General features: G+C 70.7%; 25 protein-coding genes. 13 read left to right on the top strand and 12 right to left on the bottom strand.

Annotation, left to right across the window (positions count from 1 at the left end; translation table 11 throughout):
* Window positions 1-9: 9 nt before the first annotated feature.
* Complete coding sequence (locus ABEA33_RS25135) at window positions 10-1,215, bottom strand: pyrophosphate--fructose-6-phosphate 1-phosphotransferase (RefSeq protein WP_345529852.1); 1,206 nt, start codon at window positions 1,213-1,215, stop codon at window positions 10-12.
* A 99-nt stretch (window positions 1,216-1,314) separates the two neighbouring features.
* Between ABEA33_RS25135 and ABEA33_RS25130 the strand changes: the two genes are divergently transcribed.
* On the top strand, window positions 1,315-2,142 hold the full coding sequence (locus ABEA33_RS25130; RefSeq protein ID WP_345529851.1) for a DUF1028 domain-containing protein: 828 nt from the start codon (window positions 1,315-1,317) through the stop codon (window positions 2,140-2,142).
* Window positions 2,139-3,605, top strand: coding sequence for a glycerol kinase GlpK (gene glpK / locus ABEA33_RS25125; RefSeq protein WP_345529850.1), 1,467 nt, complete (start codon window positions 2,139-2,141; stop codon window positions 3,603-3,605). Before ABEA33_RS25130 ends, glpK begins: the two co-directional genes overlap by 4 nt.
* 135 nt (window positions 3,606-3,740) lie before the next feature.
* On the opposite strand, the gene ABEA33_RS25120 is transcribed toward glpK, so the two are convergent.
* The 3 genes from ABEA33_RS25120 to ABEA33_RS25110 are packed head-to-tail and all read right to left on the bottom strand — an operon-like array spanning window position 3,741 to window position 5,874.
* Window positions 3,741-4,634 carry a hypothetical protein gene (locus ABEA33_RS25120; protein WP_345529849.1) on the bottom strand — a complete coding sequence of 298 codons (894 nt, stop codon included), beginning with the start codon at window positions 4,632-4,634 and terminating at the stop codon, window positions 3,741-3,743.
* Entirely contained in the window at window positions 4,634-5,143 is a 510-nt protein-coding gene (locus tag ABEA33_RS25115; RefSeq protein ID WP_345529848.1) for a flavin reductase family protein, read from the bottom strand. The genes ABEA33_RS25120 and ABEA33_RS25115 overlap by 1 nt, the downstream gene beginning before the upstream one ends.
* Window positions 5,140-5,874 carry a lysophospholipid acyltransferase family protein gene (locus ABEA33_RS25110; RefSeq protein WP_345529847.1) on the bottom strand — a complete coding sequence of 245 codons (735 nt, stop codon included), beginning with the start codon at window positions 5,872-5,874 and terminating at the stop codon, window positions 5,140-5,142. Before ABEA33_RS25110 ends, ABEA33_RS25115 begins: the two co-directional genes overlap by 4 nt.
* Window positions 5,875-5,958: 84 nt before the next feature.
* Here ABEA33_RS25110 and ABEA33_RS25105 point away from each other — a divergent pair, with 84 nt between their 5' ends.
* From ABEA33_RS25105 to ABEA33_RS25095, 3 genes are read left to right on the top strand one after another with little or no spacing between them, the layout of a single operon-like run.
* Window positions 5,959-6,729, top strand: coding sequence for an alpha/beta hydrolase (locus tag ABEA33_RS25105; RefSeq protein WP_345529846.1), 771 nt, complete (start codon window positions 5,959-5,961; stop codon window positions 6,727-6,729).
* 32 nt (window positions 6,730-6,761) lie between these two features.
* Complete coding sequence (locus tag ABEA33_RS25100; RefSeq protein WP_345529845.1) at window positions 6,762-7,253, top strand: NADH dehydrogenase subunit 6; 492 nt, start codon at window positions 6,762-6,764, stop codon at window positions 7,251-7,253.
* Between the two features lie 30 nt (window positions 7,254-7,283).
* Window positions 7,284-8,528, top strand: coding sequence for an ornithine cyclodeaminase, nickel-pincer nucleotide-dependent (locus ABEA33_RS25095; protein ID WP_345529844.1), 1,245 nt, complete (start codon window positions 7,284-7,286; stop codon window positions 8,526-8,528).
* Here the strand turns inward: ABEA33_RS25095 and ABEA33_RS25090 are convergent.
* The 7 genes from ABEA33_RS25090 to ABEA33_RS25060 form a co-directional block, all read right to left on the bottom strand.
* A complete protein-coding gene (locus tag ABEA33_RS25090; protein ID WP_345529843.1) occupies window positions 8,461-9,426 on the bottom strand; it encodes an ROK family protein in 966 nt (321 codons plus the stop codon). The two genes, ABEA33_RS25095 and ABEA33_RS25090, sit on opposite strands and share 68 nt — an antisense overlap.
* A gap of 4 nt (window positions 9,427-9,430) precedes the next feature.
* Window positions 9,431-11,182 carry a TadE/TadG family type IV pilus assembly protein gene (locus ABEA33_RS25085; RefSeq protein WP_345529841.1) on the bottom strand — a complete coding sequence of 584 codons (1,752 nt, stop codon included), beginning with the start codon at window positions 11,180-11,182 and terminating at the stop codon, window positions 9,431-9,433.
* Window positions 11,179-11,805, bottom strand: coding sequence for a TadE/TadG family type IV pilus assembly protein (locus ABEA33_RS25080; RefSeq protein ID WP_345529840.1), 627 nt, complete (start codon window positions 11,803-11,805; stop codon window positions 11,179-11,181). Before ABEA33_RS25080 ends, ABEA33_RS25085 begins: the two co-directional genes overlap by 4 nt.
* 238 nt (window positions 11,806-12,043) lie before the next feature.
* Window positions 12,044-12,985: an ROK family glucokinase gene (locus tag ABEA33_RS25075; RefSeq protein WP_345529839.1), complete on the bottom strand. Its 942-nt coding sequence runs from the start codon at window positions 12,983-12,985 to the stop codon at window positions 12,044-12,046.
* Window positions 12,982-13,398 (bottom strand): hypothetical protein, encoded by a 417-nt coding sequence (locus ABEA33_RS25070; RefSeq protein WP_345529838.1) that lies wholly within the window; start codon window positions 13,396-13,398, stop codon window positions 12,982-12,984. The genes ABEA33_RS25075 and ABEA33_RS25070 overlap by 4 nt, the downstream gene beginning before the upstream one ends.
* A 1-nt stretch (window position 13,399) precedes the next feature.
* Window positions 13,400-14,587, bottom strand: a complete 1,188-nt coding sequence (locus tag ABEA33_RS25065; protein ID WP_345530051.1) for an ArsA family ATPase — start codon at window positions 14,585-14,587, stop codon at window positions 13,400-13,402.
* A gap of 2 nt (window positions 14,588-14,589) precedes the next feature.
* The gene (locus ABEA33_RS25060) at window positions 14,590-15,027 is read right to left on the bottom strand and encodes an SRPBCC family protein (RefSeq protein WP_345529837.1); all 438 of its coding nucleotides are present in this window, start codon (window positions 15,025-15,027) and stop codon (window positions 14,590-14,592) included.
* Between the two features lie 84 nt (window positions 15,028-15,111).
* On the opposite strand from ABEA33_RS25060, the gene ABEA33_RS25055 reads away from it, so the two are divergent.
* The 8 genes from ABEA33_RS25055 to ABEA33_RS25020 all read left to right on the top strand — a co-directional run bounded on the left by ABEA33_RS25055 (window position 15,112) and on the right by ABEA33_RS25020 (window position 25,717).
* Window positions 15,112-16,911, top strand: a complete 1,800-nt coding sequence (locus ABEA33_RS25055; RefSeq protein WP_345529836.1) for an AMP-dependent synthetase/ligase — start codon at window positions 15,112-15,114, stop codon at window positions 16,909-16,911.
* Window positions 16,912-17,107: 196 nt separating this feature from the next.
* Entirely contained in the window at window positions 17,108-17,836 is a 729-nt protein-coding gene (gene cpaB, locus ABEA33_RS25050) for a Flp pilus assembly protein CpaB (protein ID WP_345529835.1), read from the top strand.
* 55 nt (window positions 17,837-17,891) lie between these two features.
* The gene (locus tag ABEA33_RS25045) at window positions 17,892-19,085 is read left to right on the top strand and encodes a CpaE/TadZ family protein (RefSeq protein WP_345529834.1); all 1,194 of its coding nucleotides are present in this window, start codon (window positions 17,892-17,894) and stop codon (window positions 19,083-19,085) included.
* A gap of 4 nt (window positions 19,086-19,089) precedes the next feature.
* Complete coding sequence (locus ABEA33_RS25040; protein WP_345529833.1) at window positions 19,090-20,553, top strand: TadA family conjugal transfer-associated ATPase; 1,464 nt, start codon at window positions 19,090-19,092, stop codon at window positions 20,551-20,553.
* Between the two features lie 5 nt (window positions 20,554-20,558).
* Window positions 20,559-22,487, top strand: a complete 1,929-nt coding sequence (locus ABEA33_RS25035) for a type II secretion system F family protein (RefSeq protein WP_345529832.1) — start codon at window positions 20,559-20,561, stop codon at window positions 22,485-22,487.
* A 1-nt stretch (window position 22,488) separates the two neighbouring features.
* Window positions 22,489-23,412: a type II secretion system F family protein gene (locus ABEA33_RS25030; RefSeq protein WP_345529831.1), complete on the top strand. Its 924-nt coding sequence runs from the start codon at window positions 22,489-22,491 to the stop codon at window positions 23,410-23,412.
* A complete protein-coding gene (locus ABEA33_RS25025; protein ID WP_345529830.1) occupies window positions 23,412-25,037 on the top strand; it encodes a sensor histidine kinase in 1,626 nt (541 codons plus the stop codon). Before ABEA33_RS25030 ends, ABEA33_RS25025 begins: the two co-directional genes overlap by 1 nt.
* The gene (locus tag ABEA33_RS25020; protein ID WP_345529829.1) at window positions 25,034-25,717 is read left to right on the top strand and encodes a response regulator transcription factor; all 684 of its coding nucleotides are present in this window, start codon (window positions 25,034-25,036) and stop codon (window positions 25,715-25,717) included. Before ABEA33_RS25025 ends, ABEA33_RS25020 begins: the two co-directional genes overlap by 4 nt.
* Here ABEA33_RS25020 and ABEA33_RS25015 read toward each other — a convergent pair.
* The gene (locus tag ABEA33_RS25015) at window positions 25,714-25,899 is read right to left on the bottom strand and encodes a Flp family type IVb pilin (RefSeq protein ID WP_345529828.1); all 186 of its coding nucleotides are present in this window, start codon (window positions 25,897-25,899) and stop codon (window positions 25,714-25,716) included. The genes ABEA33_RS25020 and ABEA33_RS25015 overlap by 4 nt on opposite strands.
* Between the last annotated feature and the right edge of the window lie 67 nt (window positions 25,900-25,966).

The raw sequence follows: 25,966 nt of genomic DNA, 5'->3' as shown, positions 1-25,966 counted from the left end.
CGTCGACTTCTAGTGCTGCGGCTGACCGATCTCCTCGAGCAGTTCGCGGAACCATGACACGGAGGGGTCGAACGCCTTGCCGCCCTTGATCCGGGGGAACTCGACGACCCGCAGCACGTCGCCGGCGTCCTCGTCCTGGCCGACGACGCCGCTCTCGCCGCGCAGCGCGGCGTCGGCCGCGAGGTCGGCGCAGGCCCGGATCAGGGCCAGGTCCTCGTCGTTGGCAGGCGCCGAACGGGAGAAGTAGCCGCTCTTCTGCACCATCGTCTTCTCCGCCCCGACCATCCCGGCGAACTGCTTGGCGAACCACGACCCGGGGTTGATGGTGTCGAGCTTGACGTGGCCGAAGGCGTCCCGCTTGGGCTCCTCGCCGCGGGCGAGCATCTCCCCCACGATCGTCGAGACGCCTGCGCCCTCCGAGAGGAAGACGTTGACGCAGCCGGTCTCGTCCATCACGGTCTTCAGGCGCTCGGCCTCGGCCGCGACGTCGAACTCGACCTCGGGCACATAGACGCCGTGCACGTCCCAGGACCGCTGGGTGTTGCCGCCGAACCCGGAGAACTCCTGGGTGGAGAGCCACTCGCGGTACTTCGCGGCCGTCGCGGCCGTCAGCCAGCCGCAGTGGCGGCCCATCACCTCGTGGACGATGAGCATCCGGGGGTTCGAGGAGTGCTCGGCGACGATGTTGCGGGCGAAGAGCGCGCCCTGCTCGGCGGCCGTCCACGCACCGAGCGACTGACGGATCGGCACGACGTCGTTGTCGATCGTCTTGGGCAGGCCGACGACGGTCAGCTCGTAGCCGTTGTCGTGGAGGTACGCCGCGAGGTCGGCGGCCGTCGTGTTCGTGTCATCGCCGCCGATGGTGTGCAGCACGTCGACGCCGTCCTGGGTCAGCTGCTCGGCGGCGACGTGCAGCGGGTCCTGTCCCTCGATGACCAGCCCGCGCTTGACGCAGTCCTTGACGTTGGTGAGCTTCACCCGGCTGTTGCCGATCGGACTCCCGCCGAACCCGTGGAGCAGGTGCGCGCGCTCGCGGTCGTCCGGCCTCACGACGATGTGCTCGCCACCGAGGAGACCGGCGTACCCGTTGAGGTAGGCGATGATCTCGATCTCGGGCGCGAGCGCGGTGTAGCGCTCGATCAGGGCACCGACTGCCGAGGACAGGCAGGGGGCCAGGCCACCGGCGGTGAGCAGGGCAACGCGACGGACGGTCATGGGGGTCTTCTGCTTCTTCCTGGTTCGGGCTCGATCAGCCACGCTTTCGTCCTTCAAAGACTAAAGGGTGCGGTGCCCGGTTGTCGCTAATGTCGCGACATGACGTTCTCGATCGTGGCCCGCTCCGCCGACGGTGAGTCCTGGGGAGTCGCCGTCGCCTCCAAGTTCCTGGCCGTGGGATCCCCCGTGCCGGCCGCCGTCGCCGGTGTCGGCGCCATCGCGACCCAGGCAAGCGCCAACGTGGCCTACAAGGGCCAGGCCCTGGCCCATCTCGACGACGGCGCCACCGCACCGGTCGCGCTCCAGCGGCTGCTGGAGGAGGACGAGGGGCGCGACCATCGCCAGGTCGGCATCGTCGACGTCGACGGCAACGCGGCGAGCCACACCGGCTCCGCGTGCCTGGACTGGGCGGGCAGCGTGATCGGCGACGGCTACGCGATCCAGGGCAACATCCTCACCGGCTCCGAGGTCGTCGAGGCGATGGAGGCCGCCTGGCTGGACTCCTCCCCCGAGGCCCCGCTCGCCCATCGGCTGCTCGAGGCACTGGCGGCCGGCGATGCCGCGGGCGGCGACTCCCGCGGCCGCCAGTCCGCGGCGCTGCTGGTCGTCAAGGACGAAGCGGGGTACGACGGGCTCGACGACATCGCCGTCGACCTACGGGTCGACGACCATCCTGAGCCGATCACCGAGCTGGCCCGCCTGCTGGCGCTGAGTGACCTCTACCTGACCGCGTCGACCGAGGAGGAGAAGGTCCCGGTCACCGCCGAGCTGCTCGAGGAGCTAGAGGAGCTCGCGACCGCCGCCGGGCACCGCGACTTCGCCGCCTGGGTCGGCACCGAGAACTACGAGATGCGGGTCGCGCCCGACGCCTCCTGGATCGACGTACGCATCCTCGAGATCATCCGGGACACAGAGGCCGACAGGTGAGCGTCCTCGCCATCGACGCCGGTACGACCGGGGTGACGGCGCTCGTGGTCGAGCACGACGGGCGAATCTCGGCGCGCGGCTACCAGGAGTTCGCCCAGCACTTCCCCAAGCCGGGCTGGGTCGAGCACGCGCCGGAGGAGATCTGGCAGGCGACGATGGAGGCGGCGCGGGACGCACTGAAGCAGACGGATGCGAGCGCGCTGCAGGCGATCGGCATCACCAACCAGCGCGAGACGGTGATGCTCTGGGACCGCGAGACCCTCGGGTCGCCACGGCGGGCGATCGTCTGGCAGGACCGTCGTACGGCGGACCTGTGCAACCGCCTGCGCGCCGACGGCCACGAGGACCGGGTGCGCGAGCTGACCGGGCTGCGGCTCGACCCGTACTTCTCCGGCACCAAGCTGATGTGGCTCGCCGAGCACGAGCCGCACACGTGGGCGCTGGTCGAGTCCGGCCGCTACGCGATCGGCACCGTCGACTCCTACCTGATCACGCGGATGACCCGCGGGACCTACCACGTCACCGACGTCTCCAACGCGTCCCGGACGCTCCTCCTCGACCTCGAGACGGGCGACTGGTCAGACGAGCTGTGCGGCCTCTTCGGCGTACCCCGCGATGCCCTGCCCGAGCTCGTCCCCAACTGGGGCGAGATCGCCGTCACCGACCCGAAGTCGTTCCTCGGCCTCTCCCTGCCGATCGCCGGGCTGGCCGGTGACCAGCAGTCGGCGCTCTTCGGCCAGACCTGCTTCGACGAGGGCGACTCGAAGTGCACCTACGGCACCGGGTCGTTCGTGCTCACCAACACCGGCTCGAATATCCAGCGCTCCGAGGCGCTGCTGGCCTCGGCCGCATGGAAGTCGCCCGACGGCACCATCACCTATGCGTCCGAGGGGTCGATCTTCGTGACCGGCGCGGCCGTGCAGTGGCTGCGCGACGGCATCCAGATCGTGGGTTCCGCCGCCGAGAGCCAGGCGGTCGCGTCGACGGTGTCCGACAGCGGCGGAGTCGTCTTCGTGCCCGCCCTGACCGGGCTCGGCGCCCCGCACTGGGACCCGCAGGCGCGCGGGCTGATCGTCGGCCTGACCCGGGGCACGACGCGCGCGCATGTCGTCCGCGCGACCCTGGAGGCGATCGCCTTCGAGGTGCGCGACGTGCTGGACGTGATGCCCGCGCTCTCGTCGCTGCGCGTCGACGGCGGCGCTGCCGCCAACGACCTGCTCTGCCAGCTGCAGGCCGACACCGTCGGCGTACCCGTCGAACGACCGAAGGTCGTCGAGACCACCGGCCTTGGCGCGGCCTTCTTCGCCGGCCTGGGCGTGGGGGTCTGGTCGTCCACCGACGACCTGCGCCACACCTGGACCCTCGACCAGCGCTTCGAGCCCACCTCCGACCGGGTGGCCGCCGACGCCGCCCATGCTCGTTGGTCGCGTGCTGTGGAGCTGGCCAAGGGGTGGGCGGAGTGAGGTTGTCGGGGTAGTCCCTTCAGCTTCGCCAACGCAGCCGCGGCAGAGTCCCGCGAGCGGGTGGGCGAGGGCGGCGGCGTACCCACGGACGAAATGGCTGCCCGTGGGCGGCCCGAACGACCAGAACGTCCGTGGCTACCCCTTCAACTTCGCCAACGCGGCCGCAGCAGAGTCCCGCGAGCGGGTGGCGTCGGCGAGCTCGGACTGGGCCTCGGCACGGGCGTCCTCTGCGTCGGAGAGCTCGTCGTCGGTCTCCTCGGCTGAGGCCTCGAGCTCGTCGATCTTGCTGCGGAGCTCGGCGATCTCGGCCTGGAGCTGCAGGCTGCGGGCCTCGAGCTCCTCGACGGCGGTGACCGTCTCGTCGTACGCCGCGGTGGCCTCGACGACGACGGCCTCAGCCTCGTCGAGCGTCTCGGTGGCGGCGGCGACTGCCTTGGCGTCCGCCTCCGGGTCCCGTACGACGTGCAGGTCCGGTCGGGCGGGAGGCTCGGCGTCGCGGGAGGGGGCGGCGAAGCCCAGGGCCTCCGGGACGGCCACGGCCGCCTCGACGTCGGCCGGGTCGAGCCCGGTGCTGGCGAGCGCAGTGGTGAGCATGCCGCTGCGCAGCGCCAGGCCACACCGTTCGTCGACCATCGCGGCCGTCAGCGTCGCCTCGACCTGATCGGCCACGGCCTCCGTCACGCGAGTGCCCTCCTCGCGGGCGATCCGCCGGGCACCGGTCGTGACGGCAGCGGTCAGCTGCCGGCGCTGGCGACTGAGCGCGCGCAGCTCGTCGGCCGACATCGATGCCTGCGCCTCGCGCAGGGCGGCGCCGACGGTGAGCACCTGCTCGACCTGGTCGGTGTCGCGACGGACCAGCAGATTGACGACCCAGGCCGCCGTCGACGGCTTGCGCAGCGCCTTCACCTGCGCGGCGAGCGAGGTCCCCTTGAGCTCCTTGGCGCGCGCGTCCCGAGCCGGGGTGAACTCGGGCAGGGGCAGGCCGTAGAGCTCGTCGGCGATCTCGAGCAGCGCGGCGTCCGTCGCCATCACTCCTCCGCCCGGCGGTAGCGCCCCCGCCGGTGCACGAGCGGCGCGTCGTCCTCGCCGACGGTGACCTCCTGCAGGATGCAGGTCAGCAGGGTGGACCAGCCGACGTCCTCGGCCGACTCCAACGACACCGCCACCCAGGTCGACGCCTCCGCCAGCCGTGGCCCCCACGGCGTGGCCACGAAGGACGCCGTACGCCACGGCCCACCGGGTGCCGGCGCGGTGCCCGCGAACGCCTCCGCGAGGTCGCGGTGCGGCCACGACAGCAGCTGTACGACGGCGCGACCGGTGCGCGTCACGACGTCGGCCAGGTCGCTGTCGGGATCGACCAGCATCAGCACGTGGGCGGGGTCGCCGTTGGCGACCATCAGCGACGACACGGTCAGCCCCGCGCGTCCGTCGGCGTCACCGGCGGTGACCAGCGCGACGGCGCCGCCGAGACGTCCGCGGAGCCGGCGGACCGGGTCCGGGTCGGGATCCGCGAACGGATGGGTGTCGTGGATGGTCACGACGCGAGCTTCGACGCGCCGCCCTGGTCGCCGTCCTTCGGCCCGTCCGACTGGGCCTTGGACAGCTCCTTGGCCCGGCTGGCGTACATGTCGACGTACTCCTGACCCGAGAGCCGCATGATCTCGTACATGATCTCGTCGGTGATCGAACGCAGGATGTAGCGGTCGTTCTCCATGCCCTCGTAGCGAGAGAAGTCGAGCGGCTTGCCGAAGCGCACGACCGGCCGGGTGAACCGGCCGAAGGTCTTGCCCGGCGGCGCCACCACGTCGGTGCCGACCACGGCGACCGGGATCACCGGGACCTTCGACTCGAGCGCCAGCCGCGCGACGCCGACCTTGCCGCGGTAGAGCTTGCCGTCGTGCGAGCGGGTGCCCTCGGGGTAGATCCCGAAGAGCTCGCCCTCGGAGAGCACGCGCTTCGCGGAGATGATCGCGCCTTCGGCCGCCCCGCCGCCGGAGCGGTCGATCGGGACCTGGCCGGAGCCGGCGAAGAAGGTCTTCTGCAGCCAACCCTTGAGGCCCGGCGAGGTGAAGTACTCGGCCTTCGCCACGAAGGTCACCCGTCGCGACAAGGTGAGCGGCATGAAGAGCCAGTCGGCGTACGACAGGTGGTTGCTGGCCAGGATCGCGGGACCCTCGATCGGCACGTTCTCGGCACCCGTGACGCGCGGCCGGAAGATCATCCGCAGCCATGGACCGAGTGCGATCCACTTCAGGAACCAGTAGAACACCGCAACCTCCGCCCAGCCCTAGAGTCCGTTCTCGGCGAAGCCTAGGGCATGTCGCCCACGGCCCGGTTGGTGCACACTGCGGCCATGACGATCCACCCGCTCGCCACGCCGTACTCCGCCCCCGCCCGGCCCGAGCTCACCGGAGGCCGCCGCATCGGCGTGCTGCTCAGCCACGGGTTCACCGGCCAGCCCGCCTCGATCACGCCGTGGGGCCAGGCGCTGGCCGAGAAGGGGTACGCCGTGGAGGTCCCCCGGCTGCCCGGCCACGGCACGACCTGGCAGGAGCTCAACACGCTGCGCTGGGAGCACTGGTACGCCGAGGTCTCGCAGGCGCTCGACAGGCTCGTCGCCGAGAACGACGCCGTCGTCGTCGGCGGGCTCTCGATGGGCGGCGCCCTGGTGCTCCGCCTCGCCGAGGAGCACCCGGAGATCGCCGGCGTGATCGTCGTCAACCCGGCGGTCGCCAGCAAGCGGCTCGACGTGAAGCTGCTGCCGGTGCTCAAGCACCTGGTGGGGTCGTTCCCGGGCATCGCCAACGACATCAAGAAGGAGGGTGTCGAGGAGCACGGGTACACGAAGACCCCGCTCAAGGCGATCCACTCCTTCATGCAGGCGTGGCCGATCATCATCGCGGACCTGCCGAAGATCACCATGCCGGTGCTCTACTTCCGCTCGACCGAGGACCACGTCGTCGACGAGGCGTCGCAGCCGCTGATCACCAGCGGGGTCTCCTCGCGGGACGTGACCGTCGTACCTCTCGCGAACAGCTATCACGTGGCCACGCTCGACCACGACGCCCCGCTGATCTTCGCGGACTCCGCCGAGTTCATCGCCCGGGTGACCTCGGCGCCATAGGCAGTTTGCGCCCGGGGGCATACGCTCGTCATGTGCCGGAGCATCCCCACGACGACGAGTTCGACCTCGGCCGCGACGCCGACGCCCATATCGCGGCCGACGAGCTCGCGTGGCAGGCGATCGTCGACAACTACGGCGACCGCGTCGAGATCGACGAGCCGCCCGCAGCACCCGTCGTAGGACCGGTCCTGGACGCCCCCTTCGGTGGCCGGTTCGGCGACCCTCGCGCGTTCGCGACCCCGGACGAGGAGATCGCCGACGAGGTCGAGCAGGCCGACGAAGAGGAGGGCTACGTGCCCCCGGAGCCGCCGCCGTTGCCGACGATCGCGCCCGACCGCGGCCTGGCCTGGGCGGGTGTCTTCGGCTCCCCGCTCGTCCTGCTGGTCTGCCTGATCGTGTCCATCTCGATCCCGACCTGGCTGGGCTACCTGTTGGTCGTCGCCTTCGTCGGCGGCTTCGTCTACCTGGTGCTGCAGATGCCCCGCGAGCCGCGCGAACCCTGGGACGACGGCGCCCAGATATAGGCCCCCGATCCAGAGCGTTAGTGTGCACCGGTGAGCGTCAACGAGACCGTCGAGATCACCGGCCACCTGATGGACCACGGCATCCTGTCGCGGGTCCTCGACGACATCCGGGAGTACGCCGGCGACTACACGATCGACCGCTTCGACGTCGGCCGGGAGACCGATGACCCGTCGCGCGCGGTGATCACCGTGATCGCGGAGGACGACGAGTCGCTGCAGCGGCTGCTGATGCGGCTGCAGACGCGCGGCGTCAACCAGGTCGACCCCGGCGAGGCCAGCGTCGCCGAGGCCGACCGCGACGGGGTCTTCCCCGACCACTTCTACTCGACGACCAACCTCGAGACGCGAGTGCGCGTCGACGGCACCTGGCTCGAGGTCGCCAACCCCGAGATGGACTGCGGCCTCATCCTCGAGCGCGACGCCGGCGGTCGCCCCACTCGGGTCTACACGCTGCCGATGTCCGACGTACGCACCGGGATGCTGGTGATCACCGGCGCCGACGGCGTACGCGTGACCGTCCCGACGCCCGACGCCAGCGCCGAGGCGTTCGGCTTCATGGAGTCCGAGGTCTCCTCCGAGAAGCCGCAGGCGGTGCTGGTGCGCCAGGTCGCCGACGGCATGCGCGAGGCCAAGGCCGCGGGCAAGAAGATCCTGTGGGTCGGCGGGCCCGGCGTCGTACACACCGGAGCGGCACCCGCCATGGTCGCCATGGTCAATGCGGGGTACGTCGACGTGCTGTTCGCCGGCAACGCGCTGGCCACCCACGACATCGAGTCCTCGCTCTACGGCACCAGCCTCGGCGTCGACCTGGCGATGGGGCGCGGCGTCGAGCACGGGCACGAGCACCACATCCGAGCGATCAACACGATCCGCAAGGAGGGCTCGATCCGCGAGGCCGTCGAGTCCGGCGTGCTCAGCGGCGGGATCATGCACGCGCTGGTCACCGAGGGCAAGACGTTCGTGCTGGTCGGCTCGGTCCGCGACGACGGCCCGCTGCCGGACGTCTACACCGACGTGATCGACGGGCAGCGGGCGATGCGCGCCGAGCTCGACGGCGTCGGCTTCTGCCTGATGGTCGCGACCATGCTGCACTCGGTCGCCACCGGCAACATCCTGCCGGCGTCGATCCCACTGGTCTGCGTCGACATCAACCCGGCGACCGTCACGAAGCTCGCCGACCGCGGGTCGTCGCAGGCCCGCGGCATCGTCACGGACGTCGGGCTGTTTCTCGAGCAGCTCGCAGTCGAGCTCGTGCCCGAGTACCGGCGCTCCTGAACCGCTGACGCGCGAGATCGGCTGCCCCGATCGCTCCCGCCTCCGGCCCGAGGGCGGCGCGCACCACCGGCGGGACGGTCCGGTGCTCGGCACCGACCAGCGACTCCCGCAGCGCGCGTCGGGCCGGCTCGAGCAGCAGGTCGCCGGCAGCGGAGAGTCCGCCGCCGATGACCACGATCTCAGGGTCGAACGACGCCACCAGGTTGGCCACGCCGACCCCGAGCCACGAGCCCACCTCGTCGAACGCCGCCAGCGCGACCTGGTCTCCCGCTTCCGCGGCCGCGGTGATCGCCGGCCCGGCCAGGTCCGCGATGCCCTGGTCGCGGACGAAGCGGGTGAGGGCGTTGCCGCTGCAGTACTGCTCCCAGCAGCCGGTGCCGCCGCACTCGCACGACCGGCCTCCGGGGACGACCTGGGTGTGGCCGAACTCCCCCGCCATCCCGTTGTAACCGCGCAGCACCTCACCGTCGAGGATCAGCGCACCACCGATCCCGGTGCCGAGGGTGACCATGACCGCGCTCCCGGCATCGCCGACCGCGCCGTACGTGAGCTCGGCGCGGGCAGCGCAGTTGGCGTCGTTGTCGAGCACGACCGGTGCGCTCCACCGCTCCGCCAACCGCGCTCGCACTCCCTCGTCGCGCCAGGGGAGGTGCGGCGCGAACCGGACCCGCTCACCCTGCGCGTCCACGAACCCGGCCGCGGCGATCCCGATCGCGCCGACGCGTCGTACGCCGGCGATCTCCTGCACCGCCTCGGTCAGCGCGTCCTCGACCAGCCGGGCCTCGACCCGCCGGCCCGGCGTCGTACGGGTGGCGGTGCGCAGCACTCGGCCCGTCGAGGAGACCGCCGTGGCCAGGACCTTGGTCCCGCCGATGTCGACACCGATGAAGAGGGGCACCGGGCTATTCGATCAGACGGACCGGGTCTCCGCTCACGTACGCCGTCCACGTGGTCGTGTCGCTCACGGATCCGCTGGCGAAGTTCACCTTGAGCCGGAACCAGCACCCGCCCGTGCTGTTGAAGTCGCAGGTGTAACCCGACGGGATGGGCACGGCGATGGTCTCGGACTTCCCGTTCCACGACGAGCTGATGCCGATCGAGCACGTCGGCAGGGTCGCGACCTGGAAGCCCGACCCCTTGCAGTTGGTCAGCGACATCGCGGTCTCGGTCGGCGGCAGCACTGTCAGGGAGCCCGCCGCCTCCGCGTCGCCGATGTCGAAGAACTTGAACACCAACGTCTGGCCTGCGGCTCCGGGCAGGATCCGGATCAGGTTGAAGGTCGGGGAGGCAGCGGTCGCGTTGGCGTAGATCGACATCTTCCCGTACGCCGTGACTGCGATCGAGGCAGCCGGGCCGCCGTACGCCCGGACGGAGAACCGGTTGCTGCCCCCACCCTTGACCGCGGTGTTGTCTCCGCTCTGGGTGTACATCGCGAAGTCGCTGAGGTCCCCCGTCGGCTCGTAGCTGCCGGACGTCGTCGGAGCCGTGCTCACCGCGCCACCGAGGGCGACGTTGGTGCGCACCTGGAGGTAGTAGTTGCCCGCCTCGGTCGGAGTGAAGCTGCACAGCGTCACCCACTGGTGGAAGACCTTCGCCAGCGGAGCGTTGTACGCCGCGTCGCCCTTCTTCAGCGCGTTCGCGGTCAGCTGCGCCGAGGTGTAGCCGGGATACTGCCGGGTGCAGCCCGGCTCCGGAGTGGCCGTCTTGGGGTTCTGGGAGTCGGAGGGCTGACGCAGCCCGAAGGACGTGATGGTCACCCCGGCGTCGGCGTCTGCCATCTGGTCCCCAGTGCAGAATCCGTTGGGTGAGTCCGGCGCCGCCCCGGTCCTCCTGTAGCGGCTCTTGGCGTCGGTAGTCGCGAAGTCGTTCCAGTTGTCGTTGTCGACGGTGCCGGTCGGAGCTGTCCGGCAGAAGTCGTCGGTCGCCACGAACGCCGGATCGTAGAGCTGCAGGGTGATGAGGTGCCCGACCGCCTCCGGCTGCACCCGCACCAGATAGGTGTAGCCCAGCGGGTCGAACTCGTCGTTCACCGTGCCGGTGCAGCCGGACACCCCGGAGGCGCAGGTGCGTACGGCGTACTGGTCGCCGTTGCCCTTCGGCACGTTCGGACCGTTGACGTTCATCCAGAACTGAGGGTTGGTCGAGCAGTTGGCCAACGGCGGCGCGGACAGCTGCGATGCCGCCGGTGGAGCTCCGGAGGTGCCCAGCGGCTCGATGCCCAGGGTGTTGCAGGGGCTGCCCATCGGCTGCGGGCCGGTGTAGTCGGCCACGGCGTGCCGCGTGATGGTCGAGTCGTCGAACCCGATCAGCCTGCCGAAGAGGTTCGGGATGGTGCTGCTCACCGAGACCTCGAGCTGGCTCGGCTGGACGCCCGGCTTGACGACAACCCCGCTCGAACCGGAGTCGGGATAGCCGTTGCGCGCGGAGACGTCGCGCGCCGTCGACGCGGCGGAGGTGATGTCCTGCGGCATGTAGATGACGCCGGCCGAGGCGGCCACGTCAGCGGCCTTCTGGACGCGCTGCGCCTCGGCGTACATCCGGGCCACGTCGACGGTGATGGCACACAGTCCGAAGAGCAGCGCCGCGACGAAGACGCTCACGACGACGGCGGCGACACCGCGCTCGTCCGACGACGCCGACCTGTAGCCCCTCATGGGTGCGGGAAGGGGGACGTGGACTTGCAGTTGTCCGGCGGAAGCGGCTCGAACTTGCCCACCGCGCGGTCGTCGACGGTGACCATGTCCGGGAACAGGCCGGTGGTGAAGTGGTGCGTGACGCGCAGGTAGACGCCGACCGCGTCCGACTGGCCGGCGCACGCGTTGACGGAGGTCGACTTCCAGGTGCCGTTGGCGTACCTGAAGGCGTTGGCGTCCTCGCTCCACTTGAACTTCACGCAGCTGTCGTATCCGGAGCACGAGGTCGGCATCGTCGTGTTGCTGTTGGCGCCGGGGTAGCCCTTGCTGTTGGCCTTGTAGACCAGGATGTACTCGATCGAGTCCTTGTTCATCGATGAACCCGAGCTCTCGATCGCATCGGCGGCCAGTTCGGCCAGCCCCGGTGCCGGGCTGTTGCCCGGAGCGCAGATCGGCGCGTCGTCCTCGCGGTAGGTACAGACGCCGGGTCCCGACATGACGGCTGCGGTGGTGGTCGCGGCACGCACGCCGACCCTGGCGGCAGAAGCCACCGCGACGTTGTCCTTCACGAGCATCGACAGCTCGATGATCCCGAACAGCATCGTGAAGAGGATCGGCAGTACGAGGGCGGCCTCGACCGCCACGGCACCGCGCTGGTCACGCGTGCGCCGTGCAGGCTGGCGAAGCGGTCTCCCGAACACCGGTCTCCCTTCCGAGACACCGGACGCTAGAGCCGCTCGCCGCCCCCGCGCATTGCCAAGGACGGGAAACCATCCCCGGGGACCACGAAGTCTGACCAAACGGACGACACGTGCGGGGTGGTGGTGGCTGAGGTGCGAGCCGCGTTGGCGGCGGGCCTCGAAACCACCGAGCCGTACGCCGTCAGCGGCGGGAGAGGTCGGCCGCTCCGATGAGGCCGGCCTTGTTGCCCAGGCGGGCCTTGCGGACCTCCGGGATCGGCCGGAAGCCGCGCCCGACGAGCTGGCCGGCGAACGCCGTACGGGTCGGTTCGAGCAGCAGCTCGTCGGCCTCGCTGACGCCGCCGCCGATGACGACAACGCCGGGGTCGAGAATCTCCGTCAGCGAGGCGATGCCCTCACCCAGCCAGCGGCCCAGCTCGGCGAGCTGCTGACGGGCACCCTCGTCGCCGTGGCGGGCAGCCTCGGTGATCAGCGGTCCGGTGATCTGGCGCAGGTCTCCCCCGGCACGCTGGAGCATGCCCTGGGCGATCATGGCGCCGCTCATGGCCAGCGAGCGCGCCTCTCGCACCAGCGCGGAGCCGCTGGCGTACTGCTCGAAGCAGCCGTGCTTCCCACAGCCGCAGAGGATCCCATTGGGGACCACGCGCATGTGGCCGATCTCGGCGCCGACGCCGTTGGCGCCGCGGTAGACCTCACCGTCGAGCACCAGCCCGCCACCGACACCGGTGCCGACGGTGACCAGCAGGAGGTCGTCGGCGTCGTGCCCGGCACCGAACGCGAACTCGCCCCACGCGGCGGCGTTGGCGTCGTTCTCGATCACCACCGGCAGCTCGACGCGCTTCTCGAGCTCGCTCTTGAGGTCCTCGTTGCGCCACGCCACGTTGGGGGCGAAGAGCACGACGGCGCGCGCTTTGTCGACGTACCCGGCCGCCCCCACACCGACCGTCTCGATGGGGTGCCGCTCGCGTAGCCGGGTCACCAGCCCCGCGATGGCCTCCTCGATCGCCTCCGCATCGGTGGCCGGCGACTCGACGCGCAGCTCCTCGACGATGGTGCCGTCCTCGTCGACCACGCCGCCGGCGATCTTGGTGCCGCCGACATCGATCCCACAGGCCAGGCTCATCGGTCTCCCTCCTCGGGATCAGTCTCCACGTCGGGCTGCACATCAAGATCTGCGGGCCAGTCGCCGGTGTCGTCCAGGTCGATGTGCTCGACCCCGCTCGAGGGTTCGCGTCCCTCGGGTGTCGCGGCCGCGAACAGGCCGGAGAGGGCCTGGAGCGCCGCAGTCGCCGCTGTCGCCAGCTGCTCCTTGACCTCGGGCCGCAGCTCGCGCACCAGGTGCACGGTCCGGCAGATCGGGCAGACGCTGCACTCGGCCGCGCCGGTGTCGAGGTGGGTCTCGAGATCGGGGATCGCGTCCTTGGCCCAGCCGGAGAGCGCGCCGAGCAGCTTGGCGGCCTCCTCCGCCACCGAGCCCACCGGCTCTGCCCCGAATCCGGCGCCGTCGTTCGTCGAGGGGTCGTCGTCCTGGCTCATGTCACCTTCCGGTCTCGTCCACGGGGTCCTCGACGAACCGCACCTGCAGTTCCCCCTGCTCCACCCGGGCTCCGGCGATGCGATAGCGCGCCAGCCCGGATGGGAGCGTGATCAGCCGACGATACGATCCCACGGTCACGACCAGATCGTCGCCATTGCGCGCCAGGTCGACCTCGGCGCGTGAGACCAGCGGCAGCGACAGCCGCAGGACGGCCCCGTGCTCGCCGCTGCTGATGCGGAACGGGCCCCGGCCCTTGGCCGCCGCCAGCGGGTCGTCCTCGTCGTACACCTCCCGGGCGAGGGCCGTCAGCGCCTCGACGCCGACCGGCTCCCGCGGTCGGTACGCCGAGCGCCGGATGGGCAGTCCCGCAAAGGACTCCGCCACCCGTTCCAGCACCTCGTCCTGGGCCATCACCCAGCCCGCGCGCCAGTCGTCGGCGCCCTCGGCCGGGAAGATCCGGTTGGCGACGACCCCGTCGACGCGGTAGCCGAAGAGCGACAGGGTCGTGTAGGCCCGCCGCGCCTCGGCAAGCACGACGTTCTCGGGGGTGAGCACGATCCGCACGCTCGCGTCCGGGCCGCTCAGCAGAGCGCGGACCTCCTCGAGCTCGGCATGCAGGCGCTCCAAGGCGTCGAAGACGGTGTCCCCGGGCATCGGCACGCCGGCGGCACGGCTGAGCACCGGACGCAGCGCCTTGATCACCCGGCGTTCGACGGGCAGCACCCGGTGCATGTACCAGCCGAGCGCCTCGGGCAGCGCGAGCAGCCGCAGCGTCTCGGCGGTCGGGGCACAGTCCACGACGATCACGTCCCACGCGCCCGAGAGCGCCTGGAGTCGCAGCTCGAGCAGCGCGAGCACCTCCTCGGCGCCGGGGATGACGGTCAGCTCCTCGGCCGCCACGGGGTCGAGGCCGGCGACGTCGAGGATCGAGAGCAGGTAGCGCTGGATGTCGGCCCACGACTGCTCGAAGCGCAGCTGGGCATCGACCTGCTGGACGAAGAGCCGGTCGGCCACCTCGGTCGGCTCCGCGCCGATGAAGCCCGGCGCACAGCCGAAGGCATCGGCGAGCGAGTGTGCGGCGTCGGTCGACAGGACCAGCGTGCGCTGGCCACCTGCGGCGGCGAGGGCGGCGGTCCCGGCTGCGACGGTCGACTTCCCGACCCCTCCCTTGCCGGTGAAGAGGAGGATTCTCAGAGCGACTCCACGCGCTTCTTCAGGCCCTTGAGCGCGGTGTCGATCAGGATCTTCTCGCCCTTGCGCTTGAGCATGCCGATCAGCGGGATCGAGACGTCGAGCGCGAGCCGGTAGGTCACCTCGGTGCTGCCGTCGCCGCGGTCTTCGAGCACATAGGCGCCGTCGAGCGCGCGCAGCATCTTGCCCTCGACCAGGGTCCAGGTGACCTCGTCGTAGCCGTCCCACTCGTAGGCGAGGGTGTACTCGTCCTTGATCGGGCTCACGTCCAGCGCGAAGAAGACCTGCTCGGCCCAGCCGCCGTCACCCTCGGCGGTGACCTCCGCCGTGGTGACGCCCTTGGCCCACTCGGGGTAGGCCGCGAAGTCTCCGATCACCGCCATGATGTCCGCGGGGGCTGCGTCGATCACGATCGACGAGGTCGTCTGCTCGGCCATCGTGCTTCCCCTGGTGGTCTCGACGGTTCGGGCAGCGAGCGTACCGGATCGGCCGCGCGCCGGGGCGCGCGGTAACCTCAGCCGGTGCGCGAGTTCTCGACCCCCCTGACGACCGAGATCCCGACGACCGGCAACCTCACCGACGACGTGGTGACCAATGCCCGCGAGGCCGGATCGACCGTGCAGTTCAGCCGCCGTCCGGGCGGCCTCGACTCCGGTTGGGAGGACGTCACCGCTGCCGAGTTCCTCGCTGAGGTGAGCGCCGTCGCGAAGGGTCTGATCGCCGCCGGCATCGAGGTCGGCGACCGGGTCGCGCTGATCTCCAAGACGCGCTACGAGTGGACTCTCTTCGACTACGCCATCTGGTTCGCCGGAGCGGTCACCGTGCCGATCTACGAGACCTCCTCCGCCGAGCAGGTGCAGTGGATCCTCAGCGACTCCGCGGCCCGCGCCGTGGTCACGGAGACGCCCGACCACCTGGCCCGGGTGCGCGAGGTCCGTGGCGACCTCGACGAGCTCAACCACGTCTGGTCCATCACCGACAACGCCGTCGACACGCTCAGCCGACTCGGCGGCGACATCGCCGACGAGGAGCTGGAGAAGCGGCGTACGACGGCGACGCCCCTCGATCTGGCGACGCTGATCTACACCTCCGGCACGACCGGTCGGCCCAAGGGCTGCATGCTCACGCACGGCAACTTCATGTTCGAGCTCAGCGTCGCGGTCGACGAGCTGGAGGAGCTGTTCCTGGAGCAGAAGGCCGCCACGCTGCTCTTCCTGCCGCTCGCCCACGTCTTCGCCCGGATCATCCAGGTCGGCTGCATCAAGTCGCGCACCCGACTCGGCCACTCTGCCGACATCAAGCAGCTGTTGCCTGACCTCGCCGAGTTCAAGCCGACCTTCATCCTCGCGGTCCCCCGCGTCTTCGAGAAGGTGTTCAACACCGCCTCCCAGCGCGCCACCGCAGACGGCCGCGGCAAGATCTTCGACGCGGCCGCGGAGACGGCCATCGCCTACTCGCGGGGCATCGAGCGCGGCAAGATCCCGGTCCGGGTCCGCGCCAAGCACGCGATCTTCGACAAGCTCGTCTACGGCAAGCTCCGCACCGCCCTCGGCGGCGAGTGCGAGTACGCCATCTCCGGTGGCGCGCCGCTCGGCGAGCGGCTGGGCCACTTCTACCGCGGCATCGGCCTGGTCGTCCTCGAGGGCTACGGCCTCACCGAGACGACAGCGGCGCTCAGCGCCAACCTGCCCGAGGCGACCAAGATCGGGACCGTGGGCCGACCGCTGCCCGGCACCGCCGTACGGGTGGCGGACGATGGGGAGCTGCTGTTCCGCGGCGGCCAGGTGATGGCCGGCTACTGGCGCAACGACGACGCGACCGCCGAGGTCATGGAGAGCGACGGCTGGTTCCACACCGGCGACCTTGGTGAGGTCGACGACGAGGGCTTCGTCCGGATCACCGGGCGCAAGAAGGAGATCCTGGTGACCGCCGGCGGCAAGAACGTCGCCCCGGCCGTCCTCGAGGACCGTCTGCGCGGCCACCTGCTGATCGACCAGTGCATCGTCGTCGGCGACGGTCAGCCGTTCATCGCCGCGCTCGTCACGCTCGATCGCGACTCGGTGCCGGTGTGGGCCGAGCAGCACGGCAAGAGCCGCAACATCGCAGACCTGGTTGACGATCCGGACCTGCGCGCCGAGATCGAGGCCGCGGTCGACGACGCCAACAAGGCCGTCTCCAAGGCCGAGTCGATCCGCAAGTTCACGATCCTCGCGGACGAGTGGACCGAGGAGGGTGGCCAGCTCACCCCGAGCCTCAAGCTCAAGCGCAACGTCGTCATGCGCGAGCTCAAGGACGAGGTCGCCGCGCTCTACGTCGGCTGACCCGAATTGCGGAACCGCTCTTCCCGGAGCAGGTCCAGACCACTCGTACGTCTTCCGGACAGATCGGCGCGCCCGGCTCTAACCTGCTCCTGCTTCAACCCCGGCGGGGGCGGGGGTTGACGGCTTAGCCGTCGCCCATTTGCTCGACCGCGCCCGGGTTCCGGACGCGGTCACTCCTCGGGAAGGTTTGGCGACCGTGGTCCATCGGAAATTTCTCCTGCTCGGCGCAGTGCTGGCCGCCGTGGCCGGTGCCGCGCTGGTGTTCCTGTACGTGCGCGGCGCAGATGCCCGCGCCGAGAGCCAGTTCGACACCGTCCAGGTGCTGCGGGCGACGGCCCCCATCGAAGTCGGCGAGAGCATCGCCACCGCATCGCAGGGTGGCAAGCTCGCGCTCGAGAACGTGCCGCGCGACCAGGTCCTGCCCGACGCGCTGACCAGCATCGACTCCCTGGGCAAGCAGGCGGCCCTCGTGAAGATCTACCCCGGCGAGCAGATCGTGGCCGCGAAGTTCGGCAGCAACGCGGTGGCTCCGAGCGGGCTGCAGATCCCCAAGGGCCAGGTGGCGATCTCGATCAACCTGACCGACACCGCGCGTGTCGCCGGCTTCGTCAACCCCGGCTCCCAGGTCGCGATCTTCATGAACGGCTCGTCGCCCGAGGGCAAGCCCTTCACTCGGATGCTCCTCGATCGGGTCACCGTCATCGGCGTCGGATCGACCACCCCCGTCTCGACGACCACCACCGACGAGACCGGGCAGCAGACGACCGAGGCGCTCCCCCGCACCCTGATGACGCTCGCGGTCGACCAGAAGACAGCGGAGCGGGTCCTGTTCGCATCAGGCAACGGCGAGCTGGCGTTCGCGCTGCTGACCGAGGCCAGCACCGTCGGGCCGGCCCCCGGCGTCACGGCCGACTCGCTCTTCTGACCCAGCTCACAGCTCGTCCGTCAGCACCCAGAGCACCACTCGGAGGGAAGCTCGCATGCCGATCGTCGTAGACCCGGACAGTGGCACAGTCGCCACGCTCCTGGCCGCCCTGCCCAGCACCGCCCAACCGTCAGCCCACGGGGTCCCGTCCGGAGATCGTCTGCTGCGCTGGCTCGACGAGCACCCGACGGAGTACGTCGTCGTGGTCGGCCCCAGCCTCTCGCTGGAGGAGGCGCTTCTACTGTGCGAGCGCCTGCGCGTCAGCCGACCGGCGCTGAGCCTGGTGCTGGTCCGGCAGCAGATCGAGGCCGCGATGCTGACGCGCGCCATGTCTGCCGGCGTACGCGAGGTGGTCGCGTTCGGCGACACCCAAGCGCTGCTGGGGTCGGTGTCCCGGGCCGAGGAGCTGCACCTCGCCCTGCGCGGCCCCGGCAGCCCGGCCACGACCGGGCGCATCGTCACCGTCTTCTCCCCCAAGGGCGGGGTCGGCAAGACCACGCTGGCGGTCAACCTCGCGGTCGCGCTCAGCCGGGGCGGCGCCAAGCGGGTCTGCCTGGTCGACCTCGACCTCGCCTTCGGCGATGTGGCGATCACCCTGCAGCTGCTCCCCACCCACTCGATCGAGCACGCGATCGGCTCGGAGGCGTCCGTCGACCTGCCGCTGGTCGAGAGCCTGCTCACCAAGCACGAGGCGTCGGTGATGGTGCTCGCACCGCCGAGCCATCCCGACGTCCGCGAGCGCATCACCGCGCTGCTGGTCTCCCGCATCCTGGGTGCGCTGCGCACCGGGTTCGACTACATCGTGGTCGACACCGCTCCCGACTTCGACGAGCACACGCTGACCGCGCTCGACGAGACCGACGAGTGCGTGATGGTGGCGACGCTCGACCTGCCGACGCTCAAGAACGTGAAGATCGGACTGGCCACGCTCGACTCGCTGGCCATCGCCGCGGGTCACCACCACGTCGTCCTCAACCACGCCGACGAGGACACCGGACTGACCATCCAGCAGGCCGAGGAGATCCTGGCCCGCAAGATCCAGATCCGGATGAAGAGCTCCATCGACGTCGCCCGGTCCACGAACCAGGGCGTCCCGATCATGTCCAGCCAGCCCGAGCACGCCGTCAGCAACGCGATCCGGGCGCTGGCGTCCCAGCTCGCCGGCGGGCCGAGCGAGCCCTTCCCGGTCGCCGACGAGGAACATCGCCGGCAACGCCGCAGCAGCCGTCGCATGAAGCTGCGGAGGTGATGAGATGAGCACCCTCTCCGAGCGGCTCGCCGCCATGCGTCAGGCCCAGCCCAGCCCCGCTCCCGCCGCTCCTCGCCACGACACCGTCGACGCCACCACCAACACACCTTCGGGCGGCAAGCGCCGGGCCACGCCGGCCCCGGCCGCGGTCGCCGACGCCGAGCTCCGGGCACGGGGCGGTCGCCCGTCGGGCGACGAGGACCGCCTCGGCGAGGTCCGGTCGATCGTGCACGGCGAACTGCTCAACACGCTCGGCCCGCGGCTCTACGAGGCGGACCTGGACCAGGATGAGCTCGACCAGGAGCTGCGCACCATCCTCGCCGAGGTGCTCGCCTCGCAGGAGCGACCGCTGAGTGCGAGCGACCGGCTCCGGGTCACCCAGGAGATCCGCGACGACATCATCGGCTACGGGCCGATCGAGCCCTACCTCCACGACGTCGACGTCTCCGAGGTCATGGTCAACGGCCCCGACAGCATCTTCGTCGAGCGGAAGGGCAGGTTGACGCCCGTGCTCGCACGGTTCGCCGACGAGGACCACCTGCGCCGGACCATCGACAAGATCGTGTCGCAGGTCGGACGACGCGTCGACGAGTCGAGCCCGATGGTCGACGCCCGCCTCCCCGACGGGTCGCGCGTCAACGCGGTCGTGCCTCCACTCGCCGTCGACGGCTCGATCCTGACGATCCGCAAGTTCGCCGCCGACCCGTACACCGCCGAGGACCTGGTGCGGTTCGGCACCCTCAGCCGCACGTCTCGGGACTTCCTGGAGGCCTGCGTCCGCGGTCGGCTCAACGTCGTCGTGTCGGGCAGCACCGGTGCCGGGAAGACCACCACGCTCAACGTGCTCTCGTCGTTCATCCCGGACGACGAGCGCATCGTGACCATCGAGGACGCCGCCGAGCTCCAACTGCACCAGGAGCACGTCGTACGCCTGGAGTCGCGACCCTCCAACATCGAGGGCCGCGGGGCCGTCACGATCCGTGACCTGGTCAAGAACAGCCTCCGGATGCGGCCCGACCGGATCATCGTCGGCGAGGTCCGCGACGCGTCCGCACTCGACATGCTCCAGGCGATGAACACCGGTCACGACGGCTCGATCTGCACGGTGCACTCAAACGGCCCCCGCGACACGCTCTCCCGCGTCGAGACCATGGTCCTGATGGCCGGGATGGACCTGCCGATCCGAGCCATCCGCGAGCAGGTGGCCTCCGCGGTCGACCTGATCGTGCACCAGTCCCGCTTCCGGGACGGCAGCCGCCGGATCACCCACATCACCGAGGTGGAGCGGATGGAGGGCGAGGTCATCACCCTGCAGGACATCTTCGTCTTCGACCACTCCCAGGGCTACGACAGCGACGGCCGGGTGCTCGGACGCCTGACCTCGACCGGCCTGCGCCCGAAACTGCTCGACAAGCTGCGCGAGTACAACGTCATCGTCGACCCGATGATCTTCGCGACGGCGGGCTGACGCAGATGAACAAGACTCCCCGGCTCCGGAGCGCGCGACGTGCGGCGTACGCCATGCTCGTGTGCGTTCTCGCCGCGCTGTTCGCAGGGCCGCTTGTTGCGGGGCCGGCGGCAGCAGACGACTCCGGAGCCGGGGTCACCCACGTCGAGGTCGCCGGCGATCGGCTGCGCGTGCTGGTCTCGGTGCCTGCCGGCACCGAGGTTGACCTCGGTGGCGTCGCCGTCCAGGTCGACGGCACGGATGCGGGGGCTCAGGCGGAGTCCGCCGGTCAGGCCGGCCGCGTACGACGCACCGCGGTGCTGGCCATCGACACCAGCGAATCGATGCTCGGTGAGCGGGCGACCGCGGCCAAGGGCGCCGCACTGGCGTACCTCGACACCGTCCCCACGGATGTCTACGTCGGGATCGTGACCTTCGACGGCGACGTGGAGACACCGCTGGCGCCGAGCCTGGACCGCGACGACGCCCGCGCCGTCATCGAGAGCCTCGAGTACGGTCGCGGGACGCGGCTCTTCGACGGCGTCGAGGCCGCGATCGAGCTCGCCGGCGACGACGGCCAGCGCTCGCTGCTGGTGCTCTCGGACGGCGCCGACACCACGGACACGCCACTCGCGGACGTCACCGACCGGGTCGCCGACAGCGAGGTGCTTCTCGATGCCGTCTCGCTCCAGGCCCAGGACACCTCGCTCACGGCACTCGCGGAGGCGGGACAGGGTCAGGTCATCAGCGCCGAGCCGGATGCCCTGGCTGCGGCGTTCGCCGAGGAGGCCGACGCCCTCGGCCGCCAGGTCCTCGTCACGGTCACGGTGCCCGACGAGGTCACCGCCACCGAGGCGACGGTGACCGTCTCGATCCCCGCCGGCAGCACCACCCTCGAAGCGACGGCGTACACGACCGTGCGCAAGAAGGCGCGCGTCGCCGCGGCGTCCGCACCGGAGCCGGTCGCCGCTGTGAGCGAGTCGGTCGAGGTGCCCGAGTGGGCGATGTACGCGGGCATCGCGGCCGTCGGGCTCGGGCTGCTCCTCATCCTGCTGGTGCTGGTCCCGGCGAAGCCGAAGCCGCTGGGGGCCGCCGCCCGGGTCGACGCCTACATCGGCGGCCAGCACTCGTCCGAGCAGGCCCGACCGACGGAGGCGCTCGCGCCCGTGCGCCAAGCGGCGACCAAGGTGCTCTCTCGCAACCGGGGCCTCGAGGAGCGCATCGGCCTGCGGCTCGAAGGTGCCGGGAGCGAGCTCCGCCCGCCGGAGTGGCTGCTGGTGCACGCGGGCATCGCCGTCGCGACGACCCTGCTGCTCCTCCTCCTCGGTGGAGGCAATGTGCTGCTCGGCGCGGTCGGGCTGCTGGCCGGCGTCGTGGGGCCGTGGGTCTACCTCGGGTTCCGTCGGTCGCGGCGGCGCAAGGCCTTCAACGCGGCCCTGCCGGACGCTCTCCAGCTGATGTCGGGAGCGCTGGAAGCCGGTCTGTCGCTGCCCCAGGCCGCAGACACGATCGTCAAGGAGGGCCTCGAGCCCATCGCCTCGGAGTTCCGTCGGGCACTGGTGGAGACGCGGCTCGGAGTCAGCCTCGAGGACGCGCTCGACGGCGTCGCCGAGCGCCTGCAGAGCGAGGACCTCGGGTGGGTGGTGATGGCGATCCGCATCCAGCGCCCGATCGGCGGCAACCTGGCCGAGCTCCTCGGGACCGTGGCCGCCACCATGCGCGAGCGGGAGTACATGCGTCGTCAGGTGGCCGCGCTGGCCGCGGAGGGCAAGCTGTCGGCCTACGTGCTCGGCGGGCTGCCACCGGCGTTCCTGCTCTACCTCGTCGTCTCCAACCGCAACTACGTGATGCCGCTGTTCACGACGCCGATGGGGCTGATGATGCTGCTCGGCGCAGGACTGCTGCTGTTCGTCGGAATCTTCTGGATGAGCAAGATGGTGAAGGTAGAGGTCTGACATGGTCATGCTCTTCGTCCTCGGTCTCGGCCTGGTCACAGTCGCCCTGGCCCTCGTCGCGGCCGCCCTGCGGCCCACCGTGCAGACGGGCGGTGTGGCCCGGTCGATCGCGGTGCTCGAGTCGATCACCTCGCCCGCGCCGGTCGAGCTCACCCGCGAGGTCAACCCACCGTTCGCCGAGCGGATCCTCGAGCCGATGCGCGCTCGCGCCCTGCGCCTGGGGCGCCGCCTCACCGGCGCCGACTCGTCCGAACGGATCCGGCGCAAGCTCGACCTCGCCGGCAACCCGGCGGGCTGGACCGTCGACCGGGTCGTGTCGGCCAAGGTGCTGTGCACCGTCGTCGGCTTCCTGGTGGCGCTGGCGGCCTCGCTCGTCTTCGGCCTCTCACCGACCACGCGCATCGCGATCCTGGTCATCGGTGCCGCGATCGGCTGGTTCGGTCCCAACCTCTACCTGTACCAGCGCACGTACGAGCGCACGGAGCTCATGCAGCGCGAGCTGCCGGATGCCATCGACCTGCTGACGATCTGCGTCGAGTCGGGTCTCGGCTTCGACGCCGCCATCCAGCAGGTCGCGCGCAGCACCAACGGCCCGTTCGCCGACGAGCTCAACCGGATGCTCCACGAGATGCAGATCGGCAAGGGCCGCGGCGACGCGCTGCGGGCGCTCAGCGAGCGGAGCAACGTCGCCGACGTCCGCTCGTTCGTGGGCGCGATGGCGCAGGCCGACGCGTTCGGCATCCCGGTCGCCCAGGTGCTGCGCACCCAGTCCCACGAGATGCGAGTTCGTCGGCGACAACGAGCCGAGGAGCGCGCCCAGCAGGTGCCGGTGAAGATCACCGTGCCGCTGATCTTCTGCATCCTCCCCTGTCTGTTCATCGCGGTGATGGGCCCGGCCGCGATCTCGATCATGGATGGCTTCTGATGCGTGCCCTGGCCGGGGCAGCGCTGACCGACGCGCAACGCCGCAGGCGCGGCATGGCCGGCATCGCGCGGGCCTTCGGACTGATCGCGGTGCTGGCACCGGCCCTCTCTTCGCAGGACGGGGTGGTGCTGCTCGGCGTGGTCGCCGTCGGGGCTATCTGGGCCACCACCCAGGTCGTCGAGCACCGCCTGGTGCGCGGGGTCTTCACCGCCGAGCTCGTCAGCGCGGGGCTGGTCGGGCTCGTGTGCGCAGTGACCTGCTACCTCGCCCCGGAGTCGGACTCGGGGCCGGGGATCCTGGGGGTCCTCGCGATCCCGCCGGTCACCGCCGCGATCCTGAGGGGGGCGCAGGCCGGCATGCTCGCACTGGCAACCTGCATCGGCGTCTTCGTGACCATCGCGTGCCTGTTGGACGCGATGACCCTCCAGCTCGCGAGCACCACGTTCACCTGGCTGCTGACCGGACTCGGCTTCGGCCTGATCGGCGCCGCCCTGCACAGCACGCTGCTCGGCTCCGACCAGATCGCGGCGCACCGGAGCGCCCAGTCGCTCATCCACCAGCTGGTGTCGGTCTCGGACCGCCTCGGCTCCCCGCTCGAACCCGAGGTGCTCGGCACCGACCTGCTCAACAGGCTCAGTGCCTCGCTCGGCGCCGCCGACCTGCCCGTCCGCGGGCTGATGCTCCAGGCACCGACCGACGGTGAGCTGGTCTGGGTCGCCGGCGCCGCGACGGGTTCGAACTGCGACCTCGCGATGCAGGCCGTGGTGTCAGCCCGCCCGACCGTCATGGCTCACTCGTTCGCGCTCCCGCTGCTCAGCGACGGCCGGATCGTCGCCGTCGTCTCCGGCCACCTCTCTCCCACGGTCGACCGGATCGCCCTGTCCGAGCGGCTGCAGCGGCTCGCCGGCGGACTCGAGGACCAGGCCGTGGTGCTGGAGACAGCGCTGCTCTTCACCCGCTTCCGCAACACCGCCACCGTGGCCGAACGTCGTCGCCTCGCCCGCGAGATCCACGACGGCGTCGCCCAGGACCTCGCATCCGTCGGCTACCTGCTCGACGCGATCAACGGCCACCCCGACCCGTTGGAGCAGGCCCTGCTCCTCGAGCAGCTCCGCGGCTTCCTGACCGAGGTGCTGGCCGACCTGCGGCGCGCGCTGGTGGACCTGCGCACCGACACCGGCCCCGGGCAGAGCCTGGGCGCCGCGCTCGAGGACCTGGCCCGCAACGTCCAGACACTCACCGGCATCGCGTTCCACGTGCGAGCCGCGGAAGCCGGCACCCGGCTCCGCCCGGAGGTCGAGGCGGAGCTGCTCCGGATCGGGCAGGAGGCGATCACCAATGCGGTGCGGCACTCAGGCGCGACCGACATCTGGGTCACCTGTCGGGTCGCGGCGCCGTACGCCGAGGTGAGCGTCAGCGACAACGGCTGTGGGCTGGGCACCGCGCGTGCCGACTCCCACGGCCTCCAGATCATGCGCGAGCGCGCACGCCTCATCGGCGCCGAGCTCGTGCTGACCACCCGTCCTGGTGGCGGTGTGGTGCTCAAGGTCAGGGCGCCAGGCGCGTCCACGACTGACGACCTCGACTCGGACTTCGGGTCTCAGCCAGGAAGGGTCCCCGCATGACTTCCACTTCCACCTCCACCCCCAGGACGACCGACACCCCGATCAGGGTGCTGCTCGTCGACGACCACGACCTGGTCCGGGCAGGCCTGCGCGGCGTCTTCGACCGGGAGGACGACCTGGCCGTCGTCGGCGTCGCCTGCAACGTCGAGGGCGCGATGGCGGCGTACGCCGAGCTCCGGCCCGACGTCGTGGTGACCGACCTCCAGCTGCCTGACGGCACCGGCATCGACATCGTGCGCGCCGTACGACGGGGCAACGACCGCGCCGGCCTGGTGGTGCTCACCATGCACACGGGTGACCGGCCGCTGCTGGCCGCGATGGACGCGGGCGCGTCGGCGCTGGTCGGCAAGGACGCCCCCTCCTCCGACGTGGTCAACGCGGCCCGCCGTTCCGTGGTGTCACCGCGGTCGTTCGCAGCGGCCGGTCTGCTCCAGGCCCTCGGTCGTCGGGCGGCCCGGGAGTCGGGCCGGCTCTCCGACCGAGAGACCGAGATCCTCCGGTTGCTCGCCGACGGCCAGGGAATCGGCGAGATCGCCGCCGAGCTGTACATCAGCCGGTCGACGGCGAAGACGCACGTCGCCCGGATCTACCAGAAGCTCGGAGCCGCCAATCGTGCTCAGGCGATCGTGATCGCGATGCGCACCGGCCTGCTCTCGAGCGTGGACACGCTCAGGGTCTAGCAGTTCGCGCTGGCGCCGTTGGCGGCCATGTGCCCGGCCAGCTCGTCGCAGCCCGGGTCGAACAGCGTGTCTCGTACAGTGCCGCCCAACAGGAAGACGACGGACGCGACCACGGCCGCGATGCCGGCGATCATCATGCCGTACTCGACGGCCGATGAGCCGCGTTCGTCCTGATGCTGCATGACCCCTCCGTCGATCCGGGTACAAATAGGTTTCGACCGTGGTCCGCTTTGCGGGGGTAGCGGACCA

The organism is Nocardioides endophyticus (genome assembly GCF_039543845.1).
GTDB lineage: Bacteria > Actinomycetota > Actinomycetes > Propionibacteriales > Nocardioidaceae > Nocardioides > Nocardioides endophyticus.
The sequence above is the reverse complement of the archived record's forward strand: the minus strand, read 5'-3'. Positions and strand labels throughout refer to the sequence as shown.

Excerpts from the sequence above, each read along its gene's own strand:
- ABEA33_RS25030 (WP_345529831.1), top strand. The coding sequence starts at position 22,489 with ATGGTCATGCTCTTCGTCCTCGGTCTCGGCCTGGTCACAGTCGCCCTG.
- ABEA33_RS25040 (WP_345529833.1), top strand. The coding sequence starts at position 19,090 with ATGAGCACCCTCTCCGAGCGGCTCGCCGCCATGCGTCAGGCCCAGCCC.
- ABEA33_RS25075 (WP_345529839.1), bottom strand. The coding sequence starts at position 12,985 with ATGAGCCTGGCCTGTGGGATCGATGTCGGCGGCACCAAGATCGCCGGC.
- ABEA33_RS25105 (WP_345529846.1), top strand. The coding sequence starts at position 5,959 with ATGACGATCCACCCGCTCGCCACGCCGTACTCCGCCCCCGCCCGGCCC.
- ABEA33_RS25120 (WP_345529849.1), bottom strand. The coding sequence starts at position 4,634 with ATGGCGACGGACGCCGCGCTGCTCGAGATCGCCGACGAGCTCTACGGC.
- ABEA33_RS25045 (WP_345529834.1), top strand. The coding sequence starts at position 17,892 with ATGCCGATCGTCGTAGACCCGGACAGTGGCACAGTCGCCACGCTCCTG.
- ABEA33_RS25060 (WP_345529837.1), bottom strand. The coding sequence starts at position 15,027 with ATGGCCGAGCAGACGACCTCGTCGATCGTGATCGACGCAGCCCCCGCG.
- ABEA33_RS25015 (WP_345529828.1), bottom strand. The coding sequence starts at position 25,899 with ATGCAGCATCAGGACGAACGCGGCTCATCGGCCGTCGAGTACGGCATG.
- ABEA33_RS25035 (WP_345529832.1), top strand. The coding sequence starts at position 20,559 with ATGAACAAGACTCCCCGGCTCCGGAGCGCGCGACGTGCGGCGTACGCC.
- ABEA33_RS25020 (WP_345529829.1), top strand. The coding sequence starts at position 25,034 with ATGACTTCCACTTCCACCTCCACCCCCAGGACGACCGACACCCCGATC.
- ABEA33_RS25085 (WP_345529841.1), bottom strand. The coding sequence starts at position 11,182 with ATGAGGGGCTACAGGTCGGCGTCGTCGGACGAGCGCGGTGTCGCCGCC.
- ABEA33_RS25135 (WP_345529852.1), bottom strand. The coding sequence starts at position 1,215 with ATGACCGTCCGTCGCGTTGCCCTGCTCACCGCCGGTGGCCTGGCCCCC.
- ABEA33_RS25070 (WP_345529838.1), bottom strand. The coding sequence starts at position 13,398 with ATGAGCCAGGACGACGACCCCTCGACGAACGACGGCGCCGGATTCGGG.
- ABEA33_RS25130 (WP_345529851.1), top strand. The coding sequence starts at position 1,315 with ATGACGTTCTCGATCGTGGCCCGCTCCGCCGACGGTGAGTCCTGGGGA.
- ABEA33_RS25025 (WP_345529830.1), top strand. The coding sequence starts at position 23,412 with ATGCGTGCCCTGGCCGGGGCAGCGCTGACCGACGCGCAACGCCGCAGG.